This window comes from Streptomyces sp. NPDC031466 (genome assembly GCF_055581265.1).
In genome coordinates, this window is sequence record NZ_JBVIJT010000002.1 from 665,352 (window position 1) to 679,670 (window position 14,319).

Consider the following 14,319-nt stretch of genomic DNA (forward strand, 5'->3'; position numbering starts at 1 on the left):
CGCGGAAGCTTTTTTCGCGGGGTATCGGATTGCGGTGTCAGTGCGGCCACACCGGCGGGTCGGTGCAGAAGTGGCCGCCCAGGTGGGCGTGGGCGGGGTCGTCGGGGTCCAGTTCGCCCTGCTCGGCGATGAGCTTCGCGGCGTACGGCTCGGAGTCGTCCCGCGGGTCGTAGCCGAGCGCACGCGCGGGGGAGAGGTCCCACCACAGGCGGGTGTTGGCGGACGAGCCGTGGACGACGGTGTGCCCGACGTCCTCGGCGGTGAGCGCCGCGTGGAAGAGCCGGGCGCCGTCGGCGGGGCTCATCCAGACGGACAGCATTCGTACGTTCGTCGGCTCGGGGAAGCAGGAGCCGATGCGCACGGACACCGTCTCGATGCCGTGCTTGTCCCAGTAGAACTGGGCGAGGTCCTCGCCGAAGCACTTCGACAGGCCGTAGAACGTGTCGGGGCGGTGCGGGGTGTCGACCGGGATCAGCGGGTCGTCCCCCCGGGGGCGCCGCGTGAAGCCCACCGCGTGGTTGGAGGAGGCGAGGACGATCCGCCGCACGCCCTCCGCACGGGCCGCCTCGTAGAGGTTGTACGTGCCTTCGATGTTGGCCTTGAGGATCTTGTCGAAGGTGGACTCCAGGGAGATGCCCGCGAGATGGAGGACCGCGTCGACCCCCCGTACGGCCGCACGCAGCGCGTCCTCGTCGGCGAGGTCGGCGACGATCGCGTCCGGCTCGTCCCCGATGGCGCGCAGGTCGAGCAGGCGCAGCTCGTGTCCATGGGCCGGCAGGAGGTCGCGCATCAGCGTGCCGAGGCCGCCGGCGGCGCCGGTGAGCAGGACGGTGCGGGCAGCGGGCATGCGGGGTCTCCTCGGGCGGCCGTATGCGGGTGCGTAGCCGTACGGATGGACGCGGCCGTTCTTATCGGCGTACAGGATTCACATCCGTAGACAACTTAGGGATCCCGGTCGCGCCGCGTCAAGTGTCTTCGGGCGCCTTCCCGGAGTCTCTGGGAGGCGGTGAATCCGCTCCTGTGCGGGGAGTTCGTCCGCTTGACCGGGGCCGACGGGGCGCCTTAGCGTGACGGTGTTCAGGGATATGGACGCCAATCATGAACGTGCACGCCTAGGGAGAGTCCGTGACGTCAGCCCCTCTCGCTTTCCGACTTCGCGTCCCCAGCGGGCCGTTGTTCTTCCCGGTCACCGCGTACGGCCCCGACGGCTCCGTGGACCTGGACGCCTTCCGCGCCCATGTGCGGGCCGGCGTCGACGCGGGCGCCGCGGCCGTGTTCGCCTGCTGTGGCACGGGCGAGTTCCACGCCCTGACGCCCGAGGAGTTCCAGAGCTGCGTCGGCGCGGCCGTCCGGGAGACGGCGGGGCGCGTGCCGGTCGTCGCCGGCACCGGGTACGGCACCGCGCTCGCCGTGCGGTACGCGCGCCTGGCCGAGGAGGCGGGCGCCGACGGGCTGCTCGCCCTGCCGCCCTACCTCGTCGTCGCCGGACAGGAGGGCCTCGTACGGCACTACAGCGAGCTGGCGGGGGCCACCTCCCTGGACGTCATCGTCTACCAGCGCGACAACGCCGTCTTCACCCCCCGGACCGTCGTCGAACTCGCCCGCACCGAGGGGATCATCGGCTTCAAGGACGGCCTCGGCGACATGGACCTGATGCAGCGCGTCGTGAGTGCCGTGCGCAGCGAGGTGCCGGAGGACTTCCTCTACTTCAACGGACTGCCGACCGCCGAGCTGACCGGCCTCGCCTACCGGGGCATCGGCGTGCGGCTGTACTCCTCGGCCGTCTTCTGCTTCGCGCCCGACATCGCGCTCGCCTTCCACCGCGCGTTCAACGCGGGCACCCCGGAGGGCGACGCCACCGTCAACCGCCTCCTCGACGGCTTCTACCGGCCCTTCGTGGAGCTGCGCGCGCTCGGCCGCGGCTATGCCGTCTCCCTCGTCAAGGCGGGCGTACGGCTCGGCGGCCTCGACGTCGGCCCCGTGCGGCCGCCGCTGCACGAACCGGCCGGCGAACACGTCAAGCGGCTGGCCGAACTCATCGCTCGCGGCCGGGAGTCGCTCGGGCCCGCGCACCCGGGAGCGGACGCATGAGGGCCGCCGCGTTCCTCTACCCCTGGGACGTCGTCGGCGACCCCGACGCGCCCGCCCGCCTCCTCGACCTCGGCATCCGCCAGGTCACCCTCGCCGCCGCCTACCACTCCACGCGCGCCCTGACCCCGCGCCACCCCCGCCACCGCATCGTCACGGCCGCGCACGCCGCCGTGCTCTACCCGCCGGGCGACCGGTGGCAGGGCCGCGGGCTGCGGCCGTACCCCGCCGGGGAGTGGGCGCCCGGCGACGCCTACGGAGCGGCCGCCGAGGCGCTCGCGACCGCCGGAATCGCCGTACGCAGTTGGGTCGTCCTCGCCCACAACTCCCGGATGGGCGAGGAACACCCGACCACCTCCGTCGTCAACGCCTACGGGGACCGCTATCCGTGGGCGCCGTGCATCGCGCGGCCCGCCACGCGCGCGTACCTCGTCGACCTCGCCGCCGAGGCCGCCGTGCGCCCCGGAGCGCACGGCACCGAACTGGAGTCGTGCGGCTGGTACGGCCTCGCGCATCTGCACGCCCATGACAAGACCGCCGGCGTCGGCCTCGGCGAGGCGGGGCAGTACCTGATGTCCCTGTGTTTCTGCTCTTCCTGCCGCGCGGGGTACACGGGAGCCGGCCTCGACCCGGACGCGCTGGCGGCCACCGTCCGGCGCGGCCTGGAGCCCGTGTGGCGCGGCGAGGCGGACGACACGGGCTGGGCGTCCGTCGAGACGCTCATCGGCACCGACCTGGCGGCGGCCACGCGTGCGTGGCGCGAGGAAACCGCCCGCACGCTCCAGGAGGCCGCCGTCGCCGCCGTACGCGCGGCCGCCCCGCCGGACTTCCAGGTGTTGCTGCACGCGGACCCGGTGCCCTACCACTGCGGCGCGAACGCGGGCGTGGACCCGGCGCACGTCCTCTCCGTGGCCGACGGCGTCGTCGTGCCGTGCACGGGCGGCGCCGAGGCCCTGACGCCGTTCACCGCCCACGCCGGGCCCGCCACCGTCCTGGCCGCCAACCTCACCGTGGTGGGCACCATGGGCGGCCGCCCCGGCACACTCGCCGCCGACGCGGCCCGCGCCGCACGGCTCGGCGCCACGGAACTGCGGCTGTACCACGCGGGGTTGGCGTCGGACGACGACCTCGCGCAGGTCGGCAGGGCCCTGTCGACCCCGGAGTGAACGCCCCCACGATCCGCGCACCGCGATCGTCGCCGAGGGGGAGGGAGACAAGGCGCGCGGCCCGTCCCTTCCCGAGCCGGCCACCGTCAAGCTGCCCGAGGCCGAACGGGCGCGGGCCCTCGCGACGATCAAGCGCCGGACGAACGTGAAGTGACTCCGCGCCGCAGGAGCAGGGGCGCGGCGATCAGCAGCCGCGCCCCCGCGAGCACCGGCAGCAGGACGCGCAGGTCCACGCACTCCACGAGGGCCGCGCCCGCCGCGATGCCGAGCGCGGTCGGCGTGAACATCACCGTGTTGGCGGTGGCCGCCACCCGGCCGAGCAGCGCGCCGGGCGTCTCGCGCTGCACCGCCGTCAGGCCCGCGATCAGCACACAGGGCAGTCCGACGCCGTTCGCGAAGCTCCCCGCGAGCACCGCCGCGTCGCTCGGCAGCGCGCTCAGGGCCGCCGCCGCGCCGGTCAGCGCGATGCCCGCCCCACCGAACCGCCGCGCCCCGAACCGCCGCAGCAGCGCCCCCGACGCCACGCCCACCGCGACGGACCCCGCCCCCTGCACGGCGTACAGCACACCCGCGTACGCGGGCGTGTGGCGGAGCCGCTCCACGATCGCGTAGACGGCCGCGCCGCTGACCCCCGACGACAGCATCGTCAGACCTCCCGCCACCACCAGCGGCCGCAGCCGCGCGTGCCCCCGCAAGTACCGTGCCCCCTCGGCGGTGCGGGCCCGCAGGGAGGCGCGCTCGCGTGCCGGGGCGGCCTCGCGCACCCGCAGCAGCGCGTACATGCCGGCGGCGAGCACGAAGGTGACGGCGTCCAGGAGCGCCACCGCGGCGCCCCCGTAAGCGGCGAACAGGCCGGCGCCCGCGAGGGGCGCCACCAGTTTCATGCCCTCGTTCGCGGACATCCGCAGGCCGTTGAGGTCGCCGAGCACTTCCTGGCCGACGGCCGTCGGGACCAGGGCGGCCTCCGCCGCGTCCGTGACGACGCCGCACACCCCGTACAGCAGGAGGACGGCGAAGAGGATCCACAGCCCTCCCGTGCCGTCCGCGGCGAGCAGGGACAGGAGCAGCACCCCGAGCGCGAGGTTCGCGGCCACCAGGAGCGGTTTGCGGCGCGTGCGGTCGGCGAGGGTGCCGAGCAGCGGGCCGACGAGGGTGGGCGCCCACAGGGCGAACTGGCAGAGCGCGGCGAGCCCGTCGGAGCCGGTCAGCTCCTTCACCCAGACGCCGCAGGCCAGCCACAGCGCGGAGGTCCCGAAACCCGAGACCACCACCGCGCCCAGGTAGAGGCGGGCATCGCGGTTCCGCAGGACGTGCCCGATCGTCGATGTCATGCCAGGTGATGCTGGCTTCTAAGGCCCCCGCCAGGGAATCGGGCTGCTTCCCCAACTGCCGGCCGGTGAGTCCGGGCCCCGGGCCGATCACCAGAGGAGACACGCCGGGACCGCTGCCTTAGGGGAGACAGGGGGACCCTCATGGCGGGCGGCCGGGGCCGGCGCCCCTCTGCCTGGTGACGGCAGCGCGATATAGGTTGCATTCCTGACTAGGTCGCCATACGGTCTAGGTAGTTCAGACGCTCAGGGGTCGCGCGGCACGCGGAGACATGCGGCGCGCGGCCCCCTCGGGAAGGGGGATCCCATGACCATCTCGCCGGACTTCTCGGTCGCCTCGACGGCCGTCACGGCCACGCTCGCCGCCTATCTGCTGCTCGGTGAGCCCTGGGCCGGCCGCCGGATGTACGCCTCGCTGGCCCGCCGCAGGGACACCGAACCCCGCGCGCTCGTCCGCTACTTCGGCGTCACGCTCGCCCTGTGGGGCGTCCTCGCCGCCGGCGCCGTGGCGGCACTGCTGCTCTCGCCCGGCGTCGACGCCGCCGACCTCGGTCTCGTCACGCCGGAACGGCCCGGATACACCGTGACCCTGACGCTCCTCTTCGTCGCGATCGCCGTGGCGTCCGGACGCAACTTCCGCGGCATGGTCGAGCAGGGCAAACACGTGCCCGGGCTCGCCTCCATCGAGGCGATGCTGCCGCGCACGGCCGAGGAGCGGCGGCTGGCGATCGCCGTCGCCGTCACCGACGGCATCGGCGCCAACCTCCTGTACCGCGGCCTCCTCATCGCCTTCGGCGTCGGCGCGCTCGGCCTCGACCTCTATGTGGCCGCGGCCCTCTCGGTCCTCGTCTACGCGCTCGCCGGCTTCTACCAGGGCCGCCAGGGCGTCCTCGTCTTCGCCCTGGTCGGCGCCGTCATGACCGGCCTCTACCTCGCGACGGGCAGTCTGCTGCTCCCCGTCGTGGCGCACGCCGCGCTGAGCGCCCGCGACCTGACGCTGCCCGCGCCGGACGAGCGGCGCGCCACGTCCGCCGCCTGACGGGGGGACATCCGTGCCGAAGAAGGGCCTGACACCATGACCGACCGCCGCGCCAGCTGGTTCAAGGGCGTGCTCGACCTCCTCGTGCTCGCCAGCCTCACCGACGACGAGAGCTACGGCTACGAGATCGCCAAGCTGCTCTCGGCCGCGGGCTTCGGGCAGATCAAGGGCGGCACGCTCTACCCCGTCCTCAACCGGTTGGAGGAGGCGGGCCTGGTCGCCGCCGAGTTCCGCGCCACCGAGAAGGGGCCCGGCCGGCGCTACTACCGGCTCACCGACGCGGGCCGGGAGACCCTCGGCGAGCAGGGCGGGCTGTGGCTGGCCTTCGACACGTCCGTGCGCGAGGTCCTGGCCAAGGCGGGAGTGACGCCACGATGAACGGAGCGGACGCGGTGAACACCCGGTACGAGCAGGACGGTTACCTCATCGACCTCGCCGAGCGGCTGCGGGCGCGCGGGCTGCCCGCCGACCGGGTCGAGGCGACCGTCGAGGAGCTGGCCGCGCACCTGGAGGAGTCGGGAGCCGACGCGCTGGAGGAGTTCGGACCGGCCGACGAGTTCGCCGGGCAGCTGGTGCCCGCCACGGGGGAGCGGGCACCGACCGCCCCGGCCGCCCACGGCGAGACGTGGCGCTGGACCGCCGACACCTACGTCGACGAGGAGCTGCTGAACCGTTTCGGCGACGAGGGCTGGGAGGTGGAGCGGGTCGACGCACTCGGCCGCTTCGTCTGCCGCCGCGACGCGGAGCGGCCGCAGCGCTGGGAGTACCGGCGCGAGCTGGTCTCGCGCGGCCGCGAGGGCCTGGACGGGCGGCTCGCCCCCGACGGCTGGGAGGCCTGCGGCACCTGGCTGGTCCACGCCTGGTTCAAGCGGCCGAAGGCGGCGAGCCTCGGCCCCGGCGCGGAGCTCGCGTCGCCGCCGCCGGTGCCGGACCGCAGCAACTTCCTGAGCCGGAAGTTCTACGCCCTGGTGGCCGTCGTCATCGCCGCCGTGGCCGCCTCGGGCGTCTCGACCGCCCTCGACGACGGCGCGAGCACCGGGATCGGCTACGCGACGGGCCTGCTGGCCGGCGCCTGCGCACCGTTCCTGCTGATCGTGCTCGGCCGGACCTGGCGCGGGGGCCGCGAGCGCAAGCGGGACCGGGAGTGAGGCCGGGTCGGGCTGATGCGGGCGGGGGTCGACGCGGGCGCGGCCGAGGCGGACGGGAGTTGCGGCCGGGCCGGTGAGGCAGGCCGAGCCGGGCTGAAGCGGGGCAGGGACTGGGGCCGAGGGTGGCGGGGTTCGTGCCACCGTGCCACCGGAGTGGCCACCGTGGCGGTGGGCGGTGGGCGGTGGGCGGCGGGGGGTCGGGCCACCGTCGCGGCGGAGTGCCCCGGTGGCGCGGCAGGGCGGGGGCATCGGGCCGCCGCGGCGGTGGGGCTGCGGGCGGCGGCGTGTCGTGGTGGCGTCGTGGGGTGGCGCCGGTCCCGCTCAGCGGGCGAGCGCCGCCTCCATCATCGCCTTGGCGATCGGCGCCGCCAGACCGTTGCCGCTCACCTCGTCGCGGGCCGCACTCGACGACTCGATCATCACCGCGACCGCCACCTGTCGGCCGTCGCCGCCCTTGGCGTACGACGTGAACCACGCGTACGGCGTCTTGCTGTTGTTCTCGCCGTGCTGCGCCGTACCCGTCTTGCCGCCCACCGTCGCGCCGTCGATCCGCGCGTTCGAACCGGTGCCCTTCTCCACGACCGTCCGCATCGCCGACCGCAGGCCCTCGGCGACGGACTCGCTCATCACGCGCCGGGAGTCCCCGTCGCCGTATTTCTCCAGGGTGTTGCCGTCGGCGTCGGTGATCCGGGAGACCATGTGCGGCCGGACCAGCTCGCCGCCGTTCGCGATCGCCGCCGACACCATCGACATCTGGAGCGGCGTCGCCGTCACGTCGAACTGGCCGATGCCCGACAGACCCGTCTGCGCCTTGTCCATGCCGGCGGGGTACACGCTCTTCGCCGCGCGCACCGGCACGTCGAGCTTCTCCGCGTTGAAGCCCATCTTCTCCGCCATCGCCGCGACCTTGTCCTGGCCCAGGTCGACGGCCATCTTCGCGAAGACGTTGTTGCAGGAGTACCGCAGGCCGGTGCGGATCGTCGCGTTCTCGCAGGGCGCCGACGCGTTCTCGTTGCGCAGGACCGTCGCCGTGCCCGGCAGCGTGTACGGGTTCGGGCTGTCGGTGCGCGCGTCCACCGAGGAGTACAGGCCGTCCTCGAGGGCCGCGGCCGCGACGACCAGCTTGAACGTCGAACCGGGCGGCAAGGGCTGGCGCATCGCGCGGTTCACCATCGGCTTGTCCTTGTCGGAGGTCAGCTCCCGCCACTGCGCGGAGTCCGTGGAGCCGCTGATCCGCGACGGGTCGTACGACGGCGTCGAGACCATGCCGAGGATCTCGCCGGTCTTCGGGTCGACGGCGACCGCCGCCCCCTTGGTGTCACCGAGCGCCTTGTACCCGGCCTTCTGCACCGCCGGGTCGATGGTCGTCATCACGTCGCCGCCCTCGGCGCGCTTGCCGGTGAGCGTGTCGAGCGGGTTCTTCAGCCGGCTGTCGGTGCCGTCGAGGAGGTCCTGGTAGATGCCTTCGAGCTGCGTGGCGCCGTACACCTGCGAGCTGTAGCCCGTGACGGGCGCGTAGAGGGCGCCGTTTTTGTACGTGCGCTTGTACGCGAGGTCTCCTCCCTTCGTCCGCACGGAGCCGGTGACGGCCTCACCGCCCACGATGATGTCGCCCAGCGGGTTCGCGTACTGCTCGATCGCCTTGCGCCGGTTGTGCTTGTCGTCCGTGAGCGCCTTCGAGTCGTGGAACTGCACCCACGTCGCCCGCACCAGGAGGGCGAGCACGAGCAGCAGTGCGAAGACCGAGGCGCGCCTGATCGTCTTGTTCATCCCACGGAAGGACGAGCGGACGGGAGGGTTTCGTTCCCTTCTGATCCGCTTGCGACCGTTTTCTCAGAAAGTCCTCATGAACCCGGGGCGCCCCCGCCGTCCCGTCGGCGCGGGAGCCGGCTCAGTCCCGGTCCACGAAGCCCGCCTCGTACGCGGCGATCACCGCCTGCGTGCGGTCCCGCGCGCCCGTCTTGGCGAGCACGGACGCCACGTGCGTCTTCACCGTCGCGGCGCCCACCCCCATCCGTGCGGCGATCTCCGTGTTGGTCAGCCCCGTCGCCATCAGCCGCAGCACCTCGCTCTCCCGGCCGGTCAGCCGCGCCACCCACGCGGGCGGCGCCGGCCTCGCGCGCCCGTACTCGGCGGCCAGGGCGCGCACCGCCGCGGGGAACAGCAGCGAGTCGCCGTGCGCCACCACGCGCACCGCCTGGACGAGCGCGTCCGCGTCCGCCCGCTTGAGCAGGAAGCCGGCGGCGCCCGCGCGCAGCGCCTCGTACACGTACGCGTCGTTCTCGAAGGTCGTCACGACCACGATCCGCGGCGGCTCCGGCACCGTCCGGAGTATCTGCTCGGTGGCGCGGATGCCGTCGATCTCCGGCATGCGTACGTCCATCAGGACGACGTCGGGCCTCAGTTGTCGCACGACCGACACGGCCTCGGCGCCGGTCGCCGCCTCGCCGACGACCTCGATGCCCGCCTCCGCGGAGAGGATCGCGCGCAGGGCGGTGCGCACCATGCGCTCGTCGTCGGCGAGGACGATCCGGATGGCGGTGGTGCCGGTGGGTGCGGAGGTGGTCGTCATGCGTGTCCCTTCAGCGGAAGTCGTACGTCCAGTCGCCAGGCGCCGTCCGCCGGGCCCGCCGCGGCCGTGCCGCCGAGCAGCCGGGCCCGGTCCGCGATGCCGCGCAGGCCGTGGCCGCCGCCGGGGCGGGTGGCGGGGGAGTGGAGCGGCAGCGGGTTCTCGGCCGTGACGGCCAGGTCGGGGCCGTCCAGGGCGATGCGCAGGGTCACCCGGGCGTCCCCGCCGCCGTGCCGCAGGGCGTTGCCGAGCGCCTCCTGCACGATGCGGTACGCCTCGCGGGAGACCAGCGGGGGCAGGGTGTCCGGCTCCAGGGCGACGGTGGCGCCGACCCGCAGACCGCTCGCCCTGGTGCGGCGCAGCAATCCGTCCAGGTCGGTGGCGAGGGTCGGCGCGGGCGCCGTGGAGCGGGCGTCGTCGGCCTCCCGCAACACACCCAGCACGGCGTCGAGTTCGCCGGCCGTGCGGCGCGTGGTGTCCTCGATGGCGGCCAGCGCCTCCCGGACGAACTCCGGGTCGTGGTCCAGGACGCGGCGGGCCGCGCTCGCCTGGAGGGTGACGGCGCTCAGCGCGTGGCCCACCGAGTCGTGCAGTTCGCGTGCCAGGCGGTTGCGCACCGCGAGGTCGGCGGCGCGCTGCTCGGCGGCCGCGAGCCGGTCGGCGGGCGTCGGCCCGAGCAACGCCGGGGCCCAGCGCGCGAGGAGCCCGCCGGACGCGGCCGCGCAGGCGGCGAGCGCCACCAGCGAGGCGCAGCCGATGACCGGCGAGAGAGCCACCAGCCAGGGCTCGCCGAAGACCTCGGGCAGCCCGATGCGGCTGTCGCGGAGCACGGCGAAGAACGGCACCGCCATCAGGACGCACGCGAACGGCGGCAGCGCCAGCGACATGCCGCTGACGATCCCGCCGAGGCCCAGGTGCAGCGTGAACCACGCCGCGGTCCGCCCGCGTGCCGCCCGCCCCCGCGCGGGCCCCTCGGCGAGAGCGCCGTCGGGCACCCCGCACAGGGCGCGTACGGCGGCCACCGACATCGGGCGGGTCAGCGAGAACAGCGCGGTGATCGCGGCCAGCGGCAACCCGGCGGCGAAGGAGGCGAGTTGCGAGGTGAGCGAGCCGAAGAAGCGGTCGTCGTGGAGGAGCGGCCCGACGATCACCGAGCCGACGAAGACGTACGGCATGGCGAGCGCGCCGCCGAGGATCAGATGGACCCACCGGCGGCGCGCCCGGCGCCCGAGCAGGGCGGCGGCGAGGCCCCTCACGCCGAGGAACCCGCCCGCTCTTCGAGGAGACCCGCCCGCTCTGCGCGGGAGCCCGCTCGCTCCTTGAGGAAGCGCACCCCGACGGCGGCCACGAGCGTTCCGATGATCATCTGCACAGCGTAGGCGAGGACCATGGCGGCGGTGGGCTGCTTCGTGGCGTCGCCGAGGCTCATGAGCGAACCGAACAGCAGCCAGCCGCCCCAGCAGCCCACCGCGCCCGACCCCAGCCAGGCCAGCGCGAGCGGCACCTTCACCGGCAGCGCGGGGCCCCACCGGAACGCGAGGAGCAGGGCGCCGCTCACGGCGAGGACGAGGTACAGCGCGCTCAGGGACTCCAGGGCGCGGAAGTCGGGGCCGCGTTCCTCGATCCGGCCCTCGTCGAGGCCGGCGGTCGAGCCGGTGGCCCACAGCAGGTGCAGGGCGCCGGGGAAGAGCGTGAGCAGCGCGGCCGTGACGGCGACGGCCCGTGCGCCCGGCCGACGGCTCGGGGGCAGGTCACGCACCCGTCCCCGCCACAGGTGGCTCCAGCGGTCCCCGGCGTAGAGGACGAAGAGGGAGCCGAGCGCGACGCCCTGGACGATGAAACCGGTGTAGACGACGCCGAACACCCAGTCGTCCAGGAAGGGTTCGCTCGATCCGCCGGCCCCGGAACGGGGGCCGGACCCGGTGCCCAGGGCCTGGACCAGCAGGGTCAGCGGGAACCCGGCCATGATCGGCACGAGCAGCCCACTGGCCGTCCACATCGGCGGGACGAGCAGCCGGGCCGGCGCCCGCAGGCCCCATGGCCGGGTCAGGAGCAGCACCAGCACGATGACGGTCGCGTCCATCAGGACGGTCAGACCGTTGGCGAAGATCAGGGAGGCGCGGTGGCCGAGCAGCGGGCTGCCCTCGGGGATGCCGGTGTGACTCCCGCAGATCCAGGCGACCTTGAGCGCGAGGTACGGGGCGCAGGCCGCCATGGCGACGAACCGCAGCGCGCGGCGCGGCCGGCTGAGGCCGACCGCGGCGAACGCCGTCGGGCCGGCCTGCGGGGAGGGCAGGGTCCGTGTCATGACTCCACCCTCCCGGCCCGCCGCGGCACGGCACGTCCTGCGCCCTGACGATCCGCCTCCACCCCGCGGGGGAGCCGAGGGGGCATGGGGAGGAGAGAGGGCCATGTCACGTGCGACGGAGCCCGGAGATCCGCTCAGGGGGTCTCCGGGGGCTCCAGGACCGCGGCGAACCGGCGTTGTCCGCCTCAGAGCCTACGAGTCGCCAGGGTCAGCCGGTCGCGCGCGTCGAACAGGGCGTCCTTGACCATCTGCTCGTGCGCGGGCGTGAGGCGGGCCACCGGCACCGAGCAGCTGATCGCGTCCCGGGCCGGGGTGCGGTAGGGGATGGCGACACCGAAGCAGCGCAGGCCGAGCGTGTTCTCCTCGCGGTCCACCGCGAAGCCCTGCTCGCGAACCGTGTGCAGCTCCTCGATGAGCTTCTCGCGGTCGGTGATGGTGTGCTCGGTGAGCGCGGGCAGCGCCTGGGGGAGCAGCGCGCGGACCTGCTCGTCGGTGAAGGTGGCGAGCAGCGCCTTGCCGAGTGAGGTGGAGTGCGCGGGCAGCCTGCGGCCGACCCGGGTGAAGGGCCGCAGATAGTGCTGCGACTGGCGGGTGGCCAGATAGACGACGTTCGTGCCGTCGAGCCGCGCCAGGTGGATGGTCTCGGTGGTGTCGTCGGAGAGCCGGTCCAGGGTTGGCCGGGCGGCGGCCACCACCTCGTCGCCGTCGATGTAGGAGGTGCCCACCAGCAGGGCGCGCACGCCGATGCCGTACCGCGTGCCGGTCGCGTCCGTCTCCACCCAGCCCAGCTCGACCAGGGTGCGCAGCAGCATGTAGAGGCTCGACTTGGGGTACCCGACCGCCTCCTGGACGGCTGCCAGGGAGTGCATTCCGGGACGGCCCGCGAAGTACTCGAGCAGTTCCACCGTCCGCACCGCGGACTTGACCTGTGCCCCGCCTCCGGTCTCGCCAGCCGACATCGCCCTTGACCCCTTAGATCGCCGAGAAATACGCTCCGAGTCCCTGCCCGTTCATCAGCGGAGACGTTGTTCAGCATATCGAACAGCCCTGGTGAGCGGCAGACCTCAGCCCGTACGACCGGCATCACCTTTGGAAAGGGAATCCGCGGTGGCAGCAGCACCAGTCTGGAGTGTCGACCCCCGAACCGGGAAGCAGCGCGAGCAGGTTGCGGTGGAAGCCACGGCCGAGGAGGTCGACGGCGCGGTCCGCGCCGCCCGGGACGCGGCGCCCGCCCTCGCCGACCGCGTGGTCCGCGCCGCCTTCCTGCGCACCGCCGCCGAACTGCTCGACGAGGCGAAGGACCACCTCGTGGAGGCCGCCGACGCGGAGACCGCGCTCGGCCCGGTCCGGCTCACCGGCGAACTCGCGCGCACCTGCTATCAGTTGCGAGCCTTCGCGGACCTGGTCGACGAGGGCGCCTTCCTCGGCGTCGTCATCGACCACCCGGACGCCTCGGCGACCCCGCCCATCCCGGACCTGCGGCGCTACAAGCTCCCGCTCGGCGTCGTCGCCGTCTACTCCGCGTCCAACTTCCCCTTCGCCTTCTCCGTGCCCGGCGGCGACACCGCGAGCGCGCTCGCCGCGGGCTGCCCCGTCGTCGTCAAGGCCCACCCCGACCACCCGGGCACCTCCGAGCTGGTCGCCTCCGTGCTGCGCAGGGCGGCGGCGCGGCACGACATCCCCGAGGGCGTCCTCGGCCTGGTGCACGGCTTCGAGGCGGGCGTCGAGCTGGTCAAGCACCCGCTGGTCGCCGGCGCCGGGTTCACCGGTTCCATCCGCGGCGGGCGCGCCCTGTTCGACGCGGCCGCCGCCCGGCCGGTGCCGATCCCCTTCCACGGCGAGCTGGGCTCCCTCAACCCCGTCGTGGTCACCGAGGCCGCCGCCGCCGAGCGCGGCGAGCAGATCGGCACCGGACTCGCGGGTTCGATGACGCTCGGCGTCGGCCAGTTCTGCGTCAAGCCGGGTCTCGTCCTCGCCCCCGAGGGCGCGGCCGGCGACCGGCTCGTGAAGTCGCTGACCGAGGCGGTCGCCGACACCGAGGCCGGGGTGCTCCTGGACCACCGGATGCGGGACAACTTCGTCGCCGGGGTACGCGAGCGCGCCGCACTCCCCGACGTCCAGGCCCCGGTGACCCCGGGCGCCGGCGGCGAGCACACCGTCAGCGCCGGCTTCCTCACGGTCCCGGCCGCGCGCCTGGCGGGCGAAGGGCCGCACGACCTGCTCCTGGAGGAGTGCTTCGGCCCGGTCACCGTCGTCGCGCGCTACACCGACGACGCGGAGATCACCGCCGTCCTCTCGCGCCTGCCCGGCAACCTGACCGCGACGGTGCAGCTCTCCACCGACGAGGCGGCGGGCGCGAGCCCGCGCGGCGCCGAGCTTCTCGCCGAGGTGACCCCGCTCGCCGGGCGCGTGCTCGTGGACGGCTGGCCCACCGGCGTCGCCGTCGCGCCCGCCCAGCACCACGGCGGCCCCTACCCCGCCACCACGTCCACGTCGACGTCCGTGGGCGGCACGGCCATCGAGCGCTGGCTGCGCCCGGTCGCGTACCAGAACACCCCCGAGGCCCTGCTCCCGCCGGAACTGCGCGACGCCAACCCGCTGGGGCTGCCGAGGAGGGTGGACGGACGGCTGGAACACTGACCCGCGGCGGGCTCGGGGCGGGGCCCGGCCGAC

The 14,319-nt window shown here is 74.2% G+C and carries 13 protein-coding genes; 6 read left to right on the top strand and 7 right to left on the bottom strand.

From position 1 onward, the window contains the following. Window positions 1–37: 37 nt before the first annotated feature. On the bottom strand, window positions 38–847 hold the full coding sequence (locus ACZ5GP_RS05855; protein ID WP_468749573.1) for an NAD-dependent epimerase/dehydratase family protein: 810 nt from the start codon (window positions 845–847) through the stop codon (window positions 38–40). Window positions 848–1,125: 278 nt separating this feature from the next. On the opposite strand from ACZ5GP_RS05855, the gene ACZ5GP_RS05860 reads away from it, so the two are divergent. Both ACZ5GP_RS05860 and ACZ5GP_RS05865 read left to right on the top strand, forming a co-directional pair. Then, the gene (locus ACZ5GP_RS05860) at window positions 1,126–2,091 is read left to right on the top strand and encodes a 5-dehydro-4-deoxyglucarate dehydratase (RefSeq protein WP_468749574.1); all 966 of its coding nucleotides are present in this window, start codon (window positions 1,126–1,128) and stop codon (window positions 2,089–2,091) included. Continuing rightward, on the top strand, window positions 2,088–3,254 hold the full coding sequence (locus ACZ5GP_RS05865; RefSeq protein ID WP_468749575.1) for a hypothetical protein: 1,167 nt from the start codon (window positions 2,088–2,090) through the stop codon (window positions 3,252–3,254). Before ACZ5GP_RS05860 ends, ACZ5GP_RS05865 begins: the two co-directional genes overlap by 4 nt. Window positions 3,255–3,382: 128 nt before the next feature. On the opposite strand, the gene ACZ5GP_RS05870 is transcribed toward ACZ5GP_RS05865, so the two are convergent. Then, window positions 3,383–4,585: an MFS transporter gene (locus ACZ5GP_RS05870; RefSeq protein WP_468749576.1), complete on the bottom strand. Its 1,203-nt coding sequence runs from the start codon at window positions 4,583–4,585 to the stop codon at window positions 3,383–3,385. 304 nt (window positions 4,586–4,889) lie between these two features. Here ACZ5GP_RS05870 and ACZ5GP_RS05875 point away from each other — a divergent pair, with 304 nt between their 5' ends. The 3 genes from ACZ5GP_RS05875 to ACZ5GP_RS05885 are packed head-to-tail and all read left to right on the top strand — an operon-like array spanning window position 4,890 to window position 6,769. After that, the gene (locus ACZ5GP_RS05875) at window positions 4,890–5,621 is read left to right on the top strand and encodes a CPBP family intramembrane glutamic endopeptidase (RefSeq protein ID WP_468749577.1); all 732 of its coding nucleotides are present in this window, start codon (window positions 4,890–4,892) and stop codon (window positions 5,619–5,621) included. A gap of 36 nt (window positions 5,622–5,657) precedes the next feature. Beyond that, a complete protein-coding gene (locus tag ACZ5GP_RS05880) occupies window positions 5,658–5,999 on the top strand; it encodes a PadR family transcriptional regulator (protein WP_468749578.1) in 342 nt (113 codons plus the stop codon). Continuing rightward, complete coding sequence (locus tag ACZ5GP_RS05885) at window positions 5,996–6,769, top strand: hypothetical protein (RefSeq protein WP_468749579.1); 774 nt, start codon at window positions 5,996–5,998, stop codon at window positions 6,767–6,769. Before ACZ5GP_RS05880 ends, ACZ5GP_RS05885 begins: the two co-directional genes overlap by 4 nt. Before the next feature lie 321 nt (window positions 6,770–7,090). Here the strand turns inward: ACZ5GP_RS05885 and ACZ5GP_RS05890 are convergent, their stop codons facing one another. The 5 genes from ACZ5GP_RS05890 to ACZ5GP_RS05910 all read right to left on the bottom strand — a co-directional run bounded on the left by ACZ5GP_RS05890 (window position 7,091) and on the right by ACZ5GP_RS05910 (window position 12,605). After that, a complete protein-coding gene (locus ACZ5GP_RS05890) occupies window positions 7,091–8,539 on the bottom strand; it encodes a peptidoglycan D,D-transpeptidase FtsI family protein (protein WP_468749580.1) in 1,449 nt (482 codons plus the stop codon). A gap of 121 nt (window positions 8,540–8,660) precedes the next feature. Further along, window positions 8,661–9,341 carry a response regulator transcription factor gene (locus ACZ5GP_RS05895; RefSeq protein ID WP_468749581.1) on the bottom strand — a complete coding sequence of 227 codons (681 nt, stop codon included), beginning with the start codon at window positions 9,339–9,341 and terminating at the stop codon, window positions 8,661–8,663. After that, a complete protein-coding gene (locus ACZ5GP_RS05900) occupies window positions 9,338–10,594 on the bottom strand; it encodes a sensor histidine kinase (RefSeq protein WP_468749582.1) in 1,257 nt (418 codons plus the stop codon). The genes ACZ5GP_RS05895 and ACZ5GP_RS05900 overlap by 4 nt, the downstream gene beginning before the upstream one ends. Next, window positions 10,591–11,646 (bottom strand): hypothetical protein, encoded by a 1,056-nt coding sequence (locus ACZ5GP_RS05905; protein WP_468749583.1) that lies wholly within the window; start codon window positions 11,644–11,646, stop codon window positions 10,591–10,593. Before ACZ5GP_RS05905 ends, ACZ5GP_RS05900 begins: the two co-directional genes overlap by 4 nt. Before the next feature lie 185 nt (window positions 11,647–11,831). Continuing rightward, window positions 11,832–12,605 (bottom strand): IclR family transcriptional regulator, encoded by a 774-nt coding sequence (locus tag ACZ5GP_RS05910; RefSeq protein WP_358588126.1) that lies wholly within the window; start codon window positions 12,603–12,605, stop codon window positions 11,832–11,834. Window positions 12,606–12,753: 148 nt separating this feature from the next. Here ACZ5GP_RS05910 and ACZ5GP_RS05915 point away from each other — a divergent pair, with 148 nt between their 5' ends. Further along, on the top strand, window positions 12,754–14,286 hold the full coding sequence (locus ACZ5GP_RS05915; RefSeq protein ID WP_468749584.1) for an aldehyde dehydrogenase (NADP(+)): 1,533 nt from the start codon (window positions 12,754–12,756) through the stop codon (window positions 14,284–14,286). Window positions 14,287–14,319 lie beyond the last annotated feature (33 nt).